Source organism: Pseudomonas sp. GW821-FHT09C09, assembly GCF_059418105.1.
The window spans coordinates 1-14426 of sequence record NZ_JBWKPF010000010.1 but is presented as its reverse complement, the minus strand read 5'-3'; the positions used below and the strand labels follow the sequence as shown (position 1 = coordinate 14426).

Below are 14426 nucleotides of genomic sequence, written 5' to 3'. Positions count from 1 at the left end.
GGGCCGGCCAATGAATGTTTCTCTCCATCAACGACCAACCCAGCGTGGCATGGTGCTGCTGGTCAGCCTGGTATTTCTGTTGCTCCTGACGGTGATCGGCCTGTCATCGATGCAGAGCGCCAACCTGCAGGAAAAGATGGCCGGCAGCGTGAGCCTGCGCAATCAGTCGTTCCAGACTGCCGAGGCGGCACTGCGTATTGGCGAGAGTGCGGTGCAACTGAGCACATATACGTTGGCGGTGTGTGCCAATGCCACCCAGTGTGCGCCGCCGGCAGAATCGTCGGTAGTCAGTGCGGCGGGGTTCAATTCGACCTCCGGGGTGACCTGGATCGCTGCGGGCAGCGGCTTCTACGGGGTACAGAACATCGGCACCACGCTCACCGCGGTGAACGTTCCGAGCAACACCTCGGCGACGCTGTACCGGGTCACGGCTGTCGGGATCGTCGGCAGTTCACGCAGTGTGGTGGAGAGTGTCTATGCGAAGTACTGAACGACGCTCTGGCTGGCGGCCGTGGCTGGCGGGGTTTCTTGCGGGGTTGTATCTGGCCGCGCCGGCGTATGCGTTCACGCCGTCTGATTCGCCATTGCTCAGTGCCGCCGCCGTGCCGCCGAATGTCATCTTGCTGATCGACGACTCGGGCAGCATGAACAGCATCATTTACGCTGCGGGTTTCGATCCTACGGTCACCCGCACACCGGCCCGGCAGTGCAACGCGGTGCTCGGGTTGTGCCTGAGTTCGACGGCCATCACCGGCGATCCGGTGTTTCTGTCGAGCCTGCCGACTTCCGGCTGCTCCGGCGGTGCCTATGCGTTCTACAACAACAGTCTGGCACCGCTGTGCCTTAAACTGCCGGACCCGGTCGGCGGCGGCAATACCCGGTACTACGGGGATTACATCGCCTACGTGGTCGGCCTCGCCATCAGCAACGGCACCCGTGACTTCACCACCGGGGCGATTCCCAACGACTACCGGATCAACGTCGCCCGCAACGTTTCCACCGCACTGGTGACCAGCAACCGAAACCTGCGTTTCGGCCTGTCGACATTCAACCCGGCCACCAGCAGCAACCCGGGCAACGGCGGCTACATCGCCCGGTCCGTCAGCGACCTGGCGCCGGTCAGCGGCAGCGTGACCCAGGCCCAGGCCGACAGTAACTACAACGCGCTGATCTCGGCGATCAGCGGCCTGAGCGCCGTGGCCAATACGCCCTTGGCGGAAACCTATTACGAAATCACCCGCTACATGCGCGGCATGACGCCGTACTACAACACCACGCCGAGCACCTACACCAGTCCGATCCAGTACCGTTGCCAGAAAAATTACGGGGTGGTGATTACCGACGGCTTGCCGACCTACGACCGCACGTTCCCCACCAATGACCCGCTGGGCGGCAGCCGATTGCCGAACTGGGATGGCATCAACAATGACGGCAACAATCTCAGCGGCGATAACGAGGGCGACACGCTGTACCTGGACGACATCGCCAAGTTCGCCTTCGACATCGACATGCGTTCGACCGGTGTCGATGCGGCTGGCAAGAGCTGGAGCTCGCCAGACTTTCCCAAACAGAACATGAACACTTACACCGTTGGCTTCACCGCCGACAACGATATGTTGTCGGACGCGGCAAACTACGGCCAGGGCAAGTATTACCAGGCCACCGACAGTGCTGGCCTGAACACGGCGTTGTCATCGGCATTGAGCGACATCACCTCCAAGGCCGGTTCCGGAGGCAGTGGTGTGACCAGCGCTACGACACTGGTGAGCGGCAGCAGCTATTTCCAGACCAGTTACGATCCCCGGGACTGGCGCGGCACCATCAAGTCCTTCGGCTTCACCTCGAGCGGGACGGTCAACACCTCGACGGTGCTGTGGACGACCGACACCGCCATCGTCCCCGGCGCCACGGCACCGACCTATCAATCGTGGAATACCTTGAGCAACGCGGCGGTGACGCTGGCTTACGGCAACTTCTCTGCAGCGCAGCAGACAACGCTCGGCCAGAGCCTGCCCAGCGGCATCAGTGGCAGCGATCTGGTGGAGTGGAGCAAGGGCACCAACAAGACCGGGCTCAAGGTTCGCAGCGTATTGCTGGGCGACATCATCAACTCGCCGCTGGTGCTGGCCTCACCCACGGACAAGACTGCCTCCGACCTGTCGGGCGACACTACCTACACCAGTTACCTGACCACCAAGGCCGCGAACATGAATGCCAACCTGGTGGTGAACGGCAACGACGGTTTCGTCAGCGTCATCAACCCGGCCAACGGCACCCGGCGTTACGCCTACATGCCGTCGAGCGTGCTGCCGTCGTTGCGATTGATCGCCGACCCCAACTACATCAACGGCGTCAGCCACAAGTTTCTGGTGGACGGGCAGGTTGGTGTCTATGACGCGCAGTTCGGCACGGCCTGGAAGACCCTCGCCATCGGCGGCACCGGGGCCGGTGGCAAGACGTTTTATGCCTTGCAGTTGTTCGACGCTTCTGCGGGGAACATTCTCAATGCGTTGTGGGAAGTGAGTGCACCGGCCACTGCCAGCACTGCTAACGCATTCAATGATCTGGGTTATGCCTACGCCCGGCCGGAAGTGGCACGCTTGGCCGATGGTCGCTGGGCGGCTTTCATCGCCAATGGCTATGGCAGCAACTCGGGGGTGGCTGCGTTATATGTGCTGGATGTGCGCGACGGTTCGCTGATCAAAAAAATAGTTATCGACAGTACCGAAACCACCAACGGACTGTCGTCGGTGAAGCTCAAGGTCAATTCGCAGAACGTGGTGCAGGCCGCGTACGGTGGAGACTTGAAGGGGCGCCTGTGGAAGTTCGACCTGAGCGCGACCACTACCGACAGCTGGGGCGTGGCGTTTTCCGGAAAACCGCTGTTCACCACGGCGGGCGGCACGACGCAACCGATCACGGCGCAACCGCTGCTGGCGGACAACTCATTGGGGGGCAAACAGATTTTCGTCGGCACCGGCAAGTTCAACGAAACCGCCGACAAGACCAACAAGGATCTGCAGGCGTTCTATTCGGTGTGGGATGCCGATGGCGGCTCGGGGCAACTGACGGTCAGCAGTTTGCAAGCCCAGGCCATCACCGGTGTGTTCTCGGGCAGTACAGGGCAGTTCATTACCACGACCCAGAACGACACCACGTATCCGGCGGAGAAGGGCTGGTACCTGCCGCTGGTGTACAACAACGTATTGACCGGCGAGCGGGTGATCAATCAGGCCAGCCTGGTGCTGGGGCGCATCGTGTTCACCACGGCCAGTGTCGATACCACTGACCCGTGCTCCAGCTTCGGTACCGGCAAACTGGTCGAACTCGATGCATTCAGCGGTAAGATGCTCAACTATGCGGTGCTCGACACCAACGCCGACGGCGTGGTCGACACCAATGACACGATTTCCAGCGGTGTGGTGTTCAGTGGCGGCATTCCTACGCTGAACGCCATCGTCAACGGCGCATCGCGCAAGATCGTGAACGATTCCAGTGGCGGGATCACCACCCTGGTGGAAAAATCCGGCGGCGGCAGCCGTCGTATCATGTGGCGACAAATACAGTAAGCGAGAGTTGAGGCATGCGCAGATCCATCCGCGGGTTCACCCTGATCGAAATCATGATCGTGATAGCGATCATCGGGATCATCATCACCATTGCCGCACCGAGCTATACCGAATACCTGAAAAAGGGCCGCCGCGCCGAAGTGGCCTCGCTGCTGAACGAGCAGGCGCAGACCCTCGAACGCTTCTACACCCGCAACAATGTTTACACCGGTGTCACCGGGCTCAGCACGGGCAATGATTTCTACACCATCACCCCGACCATCGCTGACCAGACCTACCTGCTGACCGCGACCCGCAAGGCCGGCACGACCATGGCCGGCGACAAGTGCGGGGACTTCACCCTCACCAACACCGGTGTGCGCAGCATGATCAACGCGACTGCCGGGCTTGCCACCAAGGATTGCTGGGGCCGCTGAGCCGCTTTCATTCGGGCGCCTTTTGCGCCCACTGTCTTTTTTACGGTTGGAACAAACATGACCAGGCAACAGCAAGTGGTGATTGTCGGTGGCGGGGTGATTGGCCTGCTGACCGCGTACAACCTCGCCTCCGAAGTGCGCAGCGTGGTGCTGCTGGATCGCTCGAACGTCGGCCAGGAATCGTCCTGGGCCGGCGGCGGCATCGTTTCTCCGCTGTATCCATGGCGTTATAGCCCGGCGGTCACGGCACTGGCGCACTGGTCGCAGGACTTTTATCCACAGCTGGGCGAGCGGCTGTTTGCCGATACCGGTGTCGATCCTGAAGTCCATACCACCGGCCTGTACTGGCTGGACCTGGACGACGAAGCCGAAGCGCTGGCCTGGGCCGAGCGGGAAAACCGTCCGCTGCGGGCTGTGGATATCTCGGCGGCCCATGATGCGGTGCCGGTACTCGGCGGCGGTTTTTCCCGGGCGATCCACATGGCCGATGTGGCCAACGTACGCAACCCACGGCTGGTGAAGTCGCTGAAAGCCGCGTTGCAGGCGCTGCCTAACGTGACGATTCACGAGCAGTGCGAGGTCAGCGGGTTTGTCCGTGAAGGCGAGAAGGTTGTCGGTGTGCAAACGCCGAAAGGCGTGATCAACGGCGACCAGGTGGTGCTGACGGCGGGGGCGTGGAGCGGCGAGCTGCTCAAGACGCTGAATCTGTCGCTGCCGGTGGAGCCGGTCAAAGGCCAGATGATTCTCTACAAGTGCGCGGCGGACTTCCTGCCGAGCATGGTGCTGGCCAAAGGGCGTTATGCGATTCCGCGTCGCGACGGGCACATCCTGATCGGCAGCACGCTGGAGCACGAAGGTTTCGACAAGACCCCGACCGACAGTGCACTGGAAAGCCTCAAGGCCTCGGCGGTCGAATTGCTGCCGGCGCTGGCGGATGCCGAAGTGGTGGGGCACTGGGCCGGGTTGCGTCCCGGCTCGCCGGAGGGCATTCCCTATATCGGGCGGGTGCCCGGTGTTGATGGCTTGTGGCTAAACTGCGGGCATTACCGCAACGGGCTGGTGCTGGCACCCGCCTCCTGTCAGCTGTTTGCCGATGTGATGCTGGGGCGGGCGCCGATCATCGATCCGGCGCCGTATGCCCCGACCGGGCGCATTTAATCCAGGCCGAGCTTCTTGAGCCTGTAGCGCATCGAACGGAATGACAGATTCAACCGCTGGGCCGCTGCGGTACGGTTCCAGCGGGTTTCTTCCAGCGCTTGCAGGATCAGTTTGCGCTCGACGTTTTCCAGATAGTCTTCGAGGTTGTCGATCTGTGTGAGATCGGCAATGCCGCCCTCGGCTGCGCAATTGCCTTCGCTCAGGCGCAGGTCGTCGGCCTCGATCGTGCGGTTTTCGCACAGGGTGTGCGCGCGCTCGAGGACGTTCTCCAGCTCCCGGACATTCCCCGGAAAGCGGTAGTTCTTCAACGCCTCCAGCGCTTGTGGATGCAGGCGCGCCGCCGGCTGGCCAGTGCCATGGGCCAGACGCTTGAGCACATGGCTGGCCAATGCCTCGATATCGTCACGACGTTCGCGCAGAGAAGGCACCCGCAGTTCGATCACGTTCAGCCGGTAATACAGATCCTGCCGAAAGCGCTCGGCGGCGACTTCCGCGTCCAGGTCCTTGTGAGTGGCGCACAGAATACGCACATCGACCACGGTCTCCTGCTGGCCGCCGACGCTGCGCACGGCCTTTTCCTGAATCGCCCGCAGCAGCTTGACCTGCATCGACAGCGGCAAGTCCGCCACTTCATCGAGAAACAGCGTCCCGCCATGGGCAGCCTGGAACAGCCCCGGCTTATCGTCCACCGCGCCGGTGAAACTGCCTTTGCGGTGCCCGAAGAACTCGCTCTCCATCAATTCCGAAGGAATCGCCCCGCAATTCACCGGCACGAACGGCTGGCTGGCGCGTGGACCCTGCTCGTGAATCAGCCGGGCGACCAGTTCCTTGCCACTACCGGACTCGCCGCTGATATAGACCGGCGCCTGACTGCGGGCCAGTTTGTCGATCTGCTTGCGCAGGTTGCACATCGGCTGCGAATCACCGAGCAGGCGCCGGTCAATCGATGTGCAGACGCCGCCGGTCGCCGGCATGCGCAACGCGGTGGCGACCAGTTCGCGCAGTCGAGTGAGATCCACCGGTTTGGTCAGGAAGTCGAAAGCCCCGGCTTTCAGGGCGTTGATCGCTGTTTCCAGGCTGCCATAAGCGGTGATCATCGCCACCGGCAATTGCGGGTAGCGTTGCTGGATGTGCTGCACCAGTTCCAGCCCGGTGCCGTCCGGCAGGCGCATGTCGGTCAGGCACAGGTCGAAGGTGTCGCGGTTCAGCAGCGCCTGGGCTTCGCCGAGGTTGCGTGCGCTGAAGGTGTCGAGTTTCATCCGTCCCAGGGTGATTTCCAGGAGTTCGCGGATATCCGGTTCGTCGTCGACGATGAGGATTTTTTGCCGTGGGCTCGTGTTCAACTTTGTTTCCGTCCGTGAGCAAAGGTGATGCGAAAGCAGCCGCCGCCTTGGCGTGGTTTGAAGTCTAGGCGGGCCTGGTTGCTTTCGCACAGCTCACGGGACAGATAAAGCCCAAGGCCGGTGCCCTGGCTGCTGGTGGTGAAGAAAGGTTCGAACAGATGCGCCTGCTGATCCAGCGCCACGCCGGGGCCGTTGTCCTGGACTTCGAGCACAGCCAGCTGGCTCTCGGGGTCGATGAACAGCCGGAGCCAGACCTGCGCCGGATCGTGCAGCAGGGCGCTGTGCCGCCAGCCATTGCGCAACAGATTGTCGAGAATTTGCGTCAGTTGCCCCGGGTCCATCAGGGTCCGGAAATCCCCGGATTCGATGTTCAGATGAATCCGTTGGTGCTCGCTGGCCTGTTCGCGGCTTTCCTCGACGAAGTGCTCGAGCCATGGCTCGAGATCCAGCCGTTGCGGCGCGCTCTGCTGGCGGCGGGACAGTTGCAGGACATTTTCAATGACTCGGTTCATGCGCTGGGAGTGATCCTGGATGATCTGTGTCAGACGCCGGTCCGCGCCGTCGAGTTCCTCGGATTCCCGCAACAGCTGTGCGGCATGACTGATGGCGCCCAGCGGGTTACGGATCTCGTGGGCGATGCCGGCGGTCAGGCGCCCGAGTGCGGCGAGCTTCAACTGCTGGGCCTGCTGGGCGATTTGCGCGAGGTCCTCGAGAAACACCAAGGTCTGGCGGTTCGGGCTCTGTTCCAGGGCGATGAAGCTCGGCTGCAGTTCCAGGCCGTTGGCGGCGATTTTCAGGCTCTGCGGGCGCAGGGTCGGGTTGTTCAGCCACAGGTTCAGGCGCTCAACCAGCGCGGTCGAATAATCATCGATCAAATGGCCTTCAAGGGGCGACTGCGCCAGTAGCGTTCGGGCGCTTTGGTTGGCCAGTTGCACCCGGCGTTGTTCGTCTAGCACCAGAATACCGGTGCGCATGCGTTGCAGGATCAAGGCGTTGAGAGCCTCGAGACTGACCACCTCGCTGGCCCGTTGTTCGGCGAGGGTCTCGCTGACTTCGAGGCGGCGGATCAAGCCTTGCACCAGCAGCGCTCCGGCAAAACACAGGGCTCCGAGGGTGCCCGCCTGCAGGTATTCGTTGGCGCTCAGGGGATGGCTGAAGCTCAGCAGGAAGCTGAGACCGACAATGCCGAGTGCACCGATGGCCGCGATCAGCACGCCGATACGGCGTCTCAGCAGCGTGTTGCTGATGGCTATCGAGACGATCAGCAGATTGCCGACCGGGCTGGCCACGCCGCCGGCGGCGTAGAACAGGCCGCACAGCAGCAGGATGTCGACCAGGGCCAGGCCGAACAACTGGGCCGGACGGCGGATGTTCTCCAGGAACACCACCAGCAGGATATTCAGCACCAGGTACAACCAGCTGCCATTGCGCAGCAGCTCGTCGTCGGCCGACGTCAACAGGCGGTTGTCCATGTTGCTGGAAATCAGCAGCACCAGGGTGATGCCGACGCTCAGACGGTAGAGGTGATAGAGGCGCAGCAGTCGCTGGGCCTGTTTGCGAGTGGCGTCGGTCGCCTCAGCGATCACTGGAACCGGGGCCTTGCTCGAGATGAGCCTGGCTGCAATACCACTGTTGACGAAGGCTCAGCGCGCGGTCGCGTGGCAGGTGCACACCGCAATGGGCGCAACGCACCATCGGTGCTGCATCCTGTTCGCGGGGGGATTGCGTGGGTGCGACAGGCGCCTTGAATTTGCGCCAGAGCCAGACGGCGGCGGCGATCAGGGCGATCCAGAACAGTAGACGAAGCATGATGGGCGGCTTTTTGGCTGATGATCCGGCAGTTTAGCCAAGGTCTTGGCAGGCGCACAGCGCAATAAAACGCGGCAATAAAAAAGGGAGATCCGAAGATCTCCCTTTTTGGCATCACCGAAGTGATCAGTCGAACAGACCGAAGGTCAAGTAGCTGAAAATGGAGCGGTCGCTGTTGCTGGACTCCGGTTCCGGCGCTTCGATCACGTCGCCGTTTTCATCTTTAGGCTTGAGGTCGTTCGGGATCGCGTCTTTCGCGTCCTGGAACTGCTTCTGCACGTCCTGGTTGGCGCGGGTCTCTCCCGGCGGCAGCGGCGGACGGGATTCGATCAGGCCCAGAGTGGCCTTGCTCAGCCACGAACGGTTGTCGGCTTCGGCGACCGACGGTACGAACTGACCGTCTTTCAGGCTCGGGTGATTCGGGTAGTTGAGCTTCAGGGTTTCCAGGCTGGTAGCCGCCAGTTCGTCCAGGTGCAGACGCTGGTAGGCTTCGGTCATCACCGCCAGGCCGTCGCCGACCGATGGGGTTTCCTGGAAGTTTTCCACTACATAACGGCCACGGTTGGCGGCGGCGACGTAGGCCTGACGGGTCAGGTAGTAGTCGGCCACGTGGATTTCGTAGGCTGCCAGCAGGTTGCGCAGGTAGATCATGCGCTGCTTGGCGTCCGGCGCGTAGCGGCTGTTCGGGTAGCGGCTGGTCAGCTGGGCGAACTCGTTGTAGGAGTCGCGGGCAGCACCCGGGTCACGCTTGGTCATGTCCAGCGGCAGGAAGCGCGCCAGCAGGCCGACGTCCTGGTCGAACGAGGTCAGGCCCTTGAGGTAGTAGGCGTAATCGACGTTCGGGTGCTGAGGGTGCAGACGAATGAAGCGCTCGGCGGCGGACTTTGCAGCTTCCGGCTCCGAGTTCTTGTAGTTCGCATAAATCAGTTCAAGTTGTGCCTGATCTGCGTAGCGACCGAACGGATAGCGCGACTCCAGAGCCTTCAGCTTGGCAGTGGCACTGGTATAACTGTTGTTGTCCAGGTCCTTTTGAGCCTGCTGGTACAGCTCGGTTTCGCTCAGGTTTTCGTCTACGACTTCCTTCGATGAGCAAGCAGCGGTCAATGCGAGGATGGCGATCAGCAGCAGGTGTTTCACTTGCATGGCGGCTTGCGTCCCTATGACGGCCGCTGTCTTGGGCGGGGCCGTCCTGTTATGATGAGCGCCCCGTTGAAAAGCCCCGGGGCAAAAGACGCCGTATTTAACCACAAGCGCGCAGCCGAAACCAAAGGCTGTAGCCGACGCCCAGTCCGAGCATGTCCGATAAAATTGAACTTCGCGCAGAGGTGCCGTCCGAATTGGGCGGCCAACGCCTCGATCAAGTCGCCGCCCAACTCTTCGCAGAGCACTCCCGCTCGCGCCTTTCCGCCTGGATCAAAGAAGGTCGCCTGACTGTGGACGGGGCGGTCATCCGCCCGCGCGACATCGTTCATGGCGGTGCCGTCCTTGAACTGACCGCCGAGCAGGAGGCCCAGGGTGAATGGGTCGCCCAGGACATCGAGCTCGATATCGTCTATGAAGACGACGATATCCTGGTGATCAACAAGCCTGCGGGCCTGGTGGTGCACCCGGCTGCCGGCCACGCCGATGGCACCCTGCTCAATGCCTTGCTGCACCACGTGCCGGACATCATCAATGTCCCGCGTGCCGGCATCGTGCACCGTCTGGACAAGGACACCACCGGTCTGATGGTGGTGGCCAAGACCATCCAGGCGCAGACCAAGCTGGTTGCCCAGCTGCAAAGCCGCAGCGTGAGCCGGATCTACGAGTGCATCGTGATCGGCGTGGTGACGGCCGGTGGCAAGATCAATGCCCCGATCGGTCGCCACGGCCAGCAGCGCCAGCGCATGGCGGTGATGGAAGGTGGCAAGCCTGCGGTCAGCCACTATCGCGTACTGGAGCGTTTCCGTTCCCACACTCATGTCCGGGTTAAGCTGGAAACCGGTCGTACCCACCAGATCCGCGTACACATGGCGCACATCAACTTTCCGTTGGTCGGCGACCCAGCGTACGGCGGTCGTTTCCGCATTCCGCCGGCGGCGAGCCAGACCATGGTCGAGTCGCTGAAACACTTCCCGCGTCAGGCCCTGCACGCACGGTTCCTCGAGCTGGATCATCCGACCACCGGTGAGCGCATGAGCTGGGAATCGCCGTTGCCGGAAGATCTGGTGTGGCTGCTGACCCTGCTCAAGCAGGATCGCGAGGCATTCGTAGGATGAACTGGCTGACGCCGGACTGGCCTGCGCCGGCCAGCGTCAAGGCCTGCGTCACCACCCGCGAGGGCGGCGTCAGCGAGGCGCCGTTCGACAGCCTCAATCTGGGCGATCATGTCGATGATCGTCCTGAGGCCGTCGCCGAAAACCGTCGGCGACTGACCGATCACTTCTCTATAAAGCCTGCCTGGTTGCAGCAAGTGCACGGGATTGCCGTGGCGCATGCTGATCCGTCGGTTGTAGCCACGGCAGATGCCAGCTGGACGGCAACACCGGGTATCGCTTGTGCGGCAATGACCGCCGATTGCCTGCCGGCGCTGTTCTGCGACCGTGCCGGTACTCGCGTGGCAGCGGCGCATGCCGGTTGGCGTGGGCTGGCGGCCGGTGTGCTGGAAGCGACCCTCGACAGCCTGGATGTGCCTGCCGAAGACATTCTGGTCTGGCTCGGCCCGGCCATCGGTCCGCAAGCCTTCGAAGTCGGCCCGGAAGTCCGGGAAGTCTTCATCAATCAATTGTCCGAAGCCGCGACAGCCTTTGTCCCGAGCCATAACGCGGGCAAGTTCATGGCCGACATCTATAAGCTGGCGCGATTGCGTCTGGCGGTCCGGGGTGTCACGGCTGTTTATGGTGGCGGTTTCTGTACCGTGACCGATCCTCGTTTCTTCTCTTATCGCCGTGCATCGCGCACTGGTCGCTTCGCCTCCCTCGTTTGGCTCACCCGCTAAACTGTCTGATCTGCATCAACTGTCCCACGCTTGAATCTTCCAGAATCGACCGCATCTATAGCGGTATCTGGCAGGTTTCTTTATTCAGGATGGTTTTTTAGGTCCGGCCTGCTCAAAAGGAAGGTGACCCATGCGTATAGACCGTTTAACCAGCAAATTACAGTTGGCGTTGTCCGATGCCCAATCCCTGGCTGTCGGCCACGATCATCCGGCCATCGAGCCGGCGCATTTGATGCAAGCCATGCTTGAACAGCAGGGTGGTTCGATCAAACCCCTGTTGATGCAGGTGGGATTCGACGTCAACAGCTTGCGTAAAGAGCTGACCAAAGAGCTCGATCAATTACCGAAAATCCAGAACCCGACCGGCGACGTCAACATGTCGCAGGATCTGGCGCGCCTGCTCAATCAGGCCGACCGTCTGGCCCAGCAGAAGGGCGACCAGTTCATTTCCAGCGAACTGGTACTGCTCGCGGCGATGGACGAAAACAGCAAGCTCGGCAAGTTGCTGCTCGGCCAGGGCGTGAGCAAGAAGGCGCTGGAAAACGCCATCAACAACCTGCGCGGTGGCGAGGCCGTCAACGATGCCAACCACGAAGAGTCGCGTCAGGCGCTGGATAAATACACCGTCGACCTGACCAAGCGCGCCGAAGACGGCAAGCTCGACCCGGTGATCGGCCGTGACGATGAAATCCGTCGCACCATTCAGGTCCTGCAACGCCGGACCAAGAACAACCCGGTGCTGATCGGCGAGCCTGGCGTGGGTAAAACCGCGATTGCCGAAGGTCTGGCCCAGCGCATCATCAACGGCGAAGTGCCGGATGGCCTGCGCGGCAAGCGTCTGCTGTCCCTCGATATGGGTGCGCTGATTGCCGGTGCCAAGTATCGCGGCGAGTTCGAAGAACGCCTGAAAGCGCTGCTCAACGAGCTGTCGAAGCAGGAAGGGCAGATCATTCTGTTCATCGACGAACTGCACACCATGGTCGGCGCCGGCAAGGGCGAAGGCTCGATGGACGCCGGCAACATGCTCAAACCGGCCCTGGCCCGTGGCGAGCTGCATTGTGTCGGTGCGACCACGCTCAACGAGTACCGCCAATATATAGAGAAGGACGCGGCCCTCGAGCGGCGCTTCCAGAAAGTGCTGGTGGACGAGCCGAGCGAAGAAGACACCATCGCGATCCTGCGTGGCCTCAAGGAGCGTTACGAGGTTCACCACAAAGTGGCGATCACCGACGGTGCGATCATCGCGGCAGCCAAGCTCAGCCATCGCTATATCACTGACCGGCAGTTGCCGGACAAGGCCATCGACCTGATCGACGAAGCGGCCAGCCGCATCCGCATGGAGATCGACTCCAAGCCGGAAGTGCTGGATCGTCTGGAGCGGCGCCTGATTCAACTGAAGGTGGAATCTCAGGCGTTGAAGAAAGAAAGCGACGACGCGGCGAAGAAGCGCCTCGAGAAACTCCAGGAAGAAATCGACCGCCACGAGCGTGAGTACTCGGATCTGGAAGAAATCTGGAATTCGGAAAAAGCCGAGGTACAGGGTTCTGCGCAGATTCAGCAGAAGATCGAACAGTCCCGTCAGGAACTGGAAGCCGCGCGCCGCAAAGGCGATCTGAACCGCATGGCCGAGTTGCAGTACGGGGTGATCCCGGATCTGGAACGCAGCCTGCAAATGGTCGACCAGCACGGCAAGAGCGAGAACCAGTTGCTGCGCAGCAAGGTGACCGAAGAGGAAATCGCCGAAGTCGTTTCGAAGTGGACCGGCATTCCCGTGTCGAAAATGCTCGAAGGCGAGCGCGACAAGCTGATGAAGATGGAAAGCCTGTTGCACCAGCGCGTGATCGGTCAGGACGAAGCGGTGGTGGCGGTAGCCAACGCGGTGCGGCGTTCCCGTGCCGGGTTGTCCGATCCGAATCGTCCGAGCGGCTCGTTCATGTTCCTCGGCCCGACCGGTGTCGGTAAAACCGAGCTGTGCAAGGCACTGGCCGAATTCCTCTTTGATACTGAAGAGGCGATGGTGCGGATCGACATGTCCGAGTTCATGGAGAAACATTCCGTGGCACGGCTGATCGGTGCACCACCGGGCTACGTCGGTTACGAAGAGGGCGGTTACCTGACCGAAGCGGTACGGCGCAAGCCTTACTCGGTGATCCTGCTGGACGAAGTCGAGAAGGCGCACCCGGATGTGTTCAACATCCTGCTGCAAGTGCTGGAGGATGGTCGCCTGACCGACAGCCACGGTCGTACGGTGGATTTCCGCAATACCGTGATCGTCATGACCTCCAACCTCGGTTCGATGCAGATCCAGGAACTGGTGGGTGACCGTGAAGCACAACGTGCAGCGGTGATGGATGCGATTTCCACCCACTTCCGTCCGGAGTTCATCAACCGGGTCGACGAAGTGGTGATCTTCGAGCCTCTGGCGCGGGATCAGATCGCGGGCATTACCGAGATCCAGTTGGGTCGTCTGCGCAGTCGTCTGGCCGAGCGCGAGCTGAAGCTGGAACTGAGTCCGGAGGCGATGGACAAGCTGATTGCCGTCGGTTACGACCCGGTCTACGGTGCACGGCCGCTGAAACGGGCGATCCAGCGCTGGATCGAGAACCCGTTGGCGCAGTTGATCCTGTCGGGACGCTTCCTGCCGGGCGAGACCGCGACCGGCGTCGTGGAGAACGACGAGATCACGTTCAACTGACAGCTTTGGGTGGTGAAGTAAGGAAGGCCTCGCAATGCGAGGCCTTTTTTTTCGTTAGGCTGTTGAACTCAAAGGAAAAGGCTTGTAAAGTGCGCCCCGCAGTCAGTCACCAACACGGTTTCAGCTCACTGGGCAGAAATCTGAAATAAGTTGCAAATCATTAACTTGAAAGCAATTTAGGGGGTTGACAGAGGTGTTCTAGGTTGTAGAATAGCGCGCCTCAGACACACGAACGCAGCGATGCGAAAACGATGTCGAGAAGCTGCAAGTTTCACCGTAGTAAATTGAAATGTGTAGTTCCGTGATAGCTCAGTCGGTAGAGCAAATGACTGTTAATCATTGGGTCCCAGGTTCGAGTCCTGGTCACGGAGCCAATTTCAAGCCGGGGTATAGCGCAGTCCGGTAGCGCGCCTGCTTTGGGAGCAGGATGTCAGGAGTTCGAATCCCCTTACCCCGACC

The 14426-nt window shown here is 61.3% G+C and carries 11 protein-coding genes and 2 tRNA genes; 9 read left to right on the top strand and 4 right to left on the bottom strand.

The features are described from left to right. The first annotated feature begins 10 nt into the window (after window positions 1-10). The 4 genes from AC07NR_RS26085 to thiO are packed head-to-tail and all read left to right on the top strand — an operon-like array spanning window position 11 to window position 5143. Window positions 11-490 (top strand): pilus assembly PilX family protein, encoded by a 480-nt coding sequence (locus AC07NR_RS26085; protein ID WP_495079779.1) that lies wholly within the window; start codon window positions 11-13, stop codon window positions 488-490. After that, entirely contained in the window at window positions 477-3569 is a 3093-nt protein-coding gene (locus AC07NR_RS26080) for a pilus assembly protein (protein ID WP_495079778.1), read from the top strand. The genes AC07NR_RS26085 and AC07NR_RS26080 overlap by 14 nt, the downstream gene beginning before the upstream one ends. Window positions 3570-3583: 14 nt before the next feature. After that, window positions 3584-3985 carry a type IV pilin protein gene (locus AC07NR_RS26075; protein ID WP_085712180.1) on the top strand — a complete coding sequence of 134 codons (402 nt, stop codon included), beginning with the start codon at window positions 3584-3586 and terminating at the stop codon, window positions 3983-3985. A 57-nt stretch (window positions 3986-4042) separates the two neighbouring features. Beyond that, the gene (gene thiO / locus AC07NR_RS26070) at window positions 4043-5143 is read left to right on the top strand and encodes a glycine oxidase ThiO (protein WP_495079777.1); all 1101 of its coding nucleotides are present in this window, start codon (window positions 4043-4045) and stop codon (window positions 5141-5143) included. Here the strand turns inward: thiO and AC07NR_RS26065 are convergent. The 4 genes from AC07NR_RS26065 to AC07NR_RS26050 all read right to left on the bottom strand — a co-directional run bounded on the left by AC07NR_RS26065 (window position 5140) and on the right by AC07NR_RS26050 (window position 9438). Beyond that, entirely contained in the window at window positions 5140-6486 is a 1347-nt protein-coding gene (locus AC07NR_RS26065) for a sigma-54-dependent transcriptional regulator (RefSeq protein WP_495079776.1), read from the bottom strand. The two genes, thiO and AC07NR_RS26065, sit on opposite strands and share 4 nt — an antisense overlap. Continuing rightward, window positions 6483-8072: a sensor histidine kinase gene (locus tag AC07NR_RS26060; protein ID WP_495079775.1), complete on the bottom strand. Its 1590-nt coding sequence runs from the start codon at window positions 8070-8072 to the stop codon at window positions 6483-6485. Before AC07NR_RS26060 ends, AC07NR_RS26065 begins: the two co-directional genes overlap by 4 nt. Then, the gene (locus AC07NR_RS26055; protein WP_085712176.1) at window positions 8062-8295 is read right to left on the bottom strand and encodes a PP0621 family protein; all 234 of its coding nucleotides are present in this window, start codon (window positions 8293-8295) and stop codon (window positions 8062-8064) included. The genes AC07NR_RS26060 and AC07NR_RS26055 overlap by 11 nt, the downstream gene beginning before the upstream one ends. A gap of 126 nt (window positions 8296-8421) precedes the next feature. Further along, window positions 8422-9438, bottom strand: coding sequence for an outer membrane protein assembly factor BamD (locus AC07NR_RS26050; protein ID WP_085712175.1), 1017 nt, complete (start codon window positions 9436-9438; stop codon window positions 8422-8424). Between the two features lie 152 nt (window positions 9439-9590). On the opposite strand from AC07NR_RS26050, the gene rluD reads away from it, so the two are divergent. The 5 genes from rluD (at window position 9591) to AC07NR_RS26025 (ending at window position 14424) form a co-directional block, all read left to right on the top strand. Next, window positions 9591-10553, top strand: coding sequence for a 23S rRNA pseudouridine(1911/1915/1917) synthase RluD (rluD, locus tag AC07NR_RS26045; RefSeq protein ID WP_085712174.1), 963 nt, complete (start codon window positions 9591-9593; stop codon window positions 10551-10553). Next, a complete protein-coding gene (gene pgeF / locus AC07NR_RS26040; RefSeq protein WP_495079774.1) occupies window positions 10550-11272 on the top strand; it encodes a peptidoglycan editing factor PgeF in 723 nt (240 codons plus the stop codon). Before rluD ends, pgeF begins: the two co-directional genes overlap by 4 nt. Window positions 11273-11402: 130 nt before the next feature. Then, entirely contained in the window at window positions 11403-13967 is a 2565-nt protein-coding gene (gene clpB, locus AC07NR_RS26035) for an ATP-dependent chaperone ClpB (protein ID WP_114885605.1), read from the top strand. Window positions 13968-14265: 298 nt separating this feature from the next. Next, window positions 14266-14341 (top strand) — tRNA-Asn (locus tag AC07NR_RS26030). Between the two features lie 9 nt (window positions 14342-14350). Beyond that, window positions 14351-14424, top strand: a tRNA-Pro gene (locus tag AC07NR_RS26025). The last annotated feature ends 2 nt before the right edge of the window (window positions 14425-14426 follow it).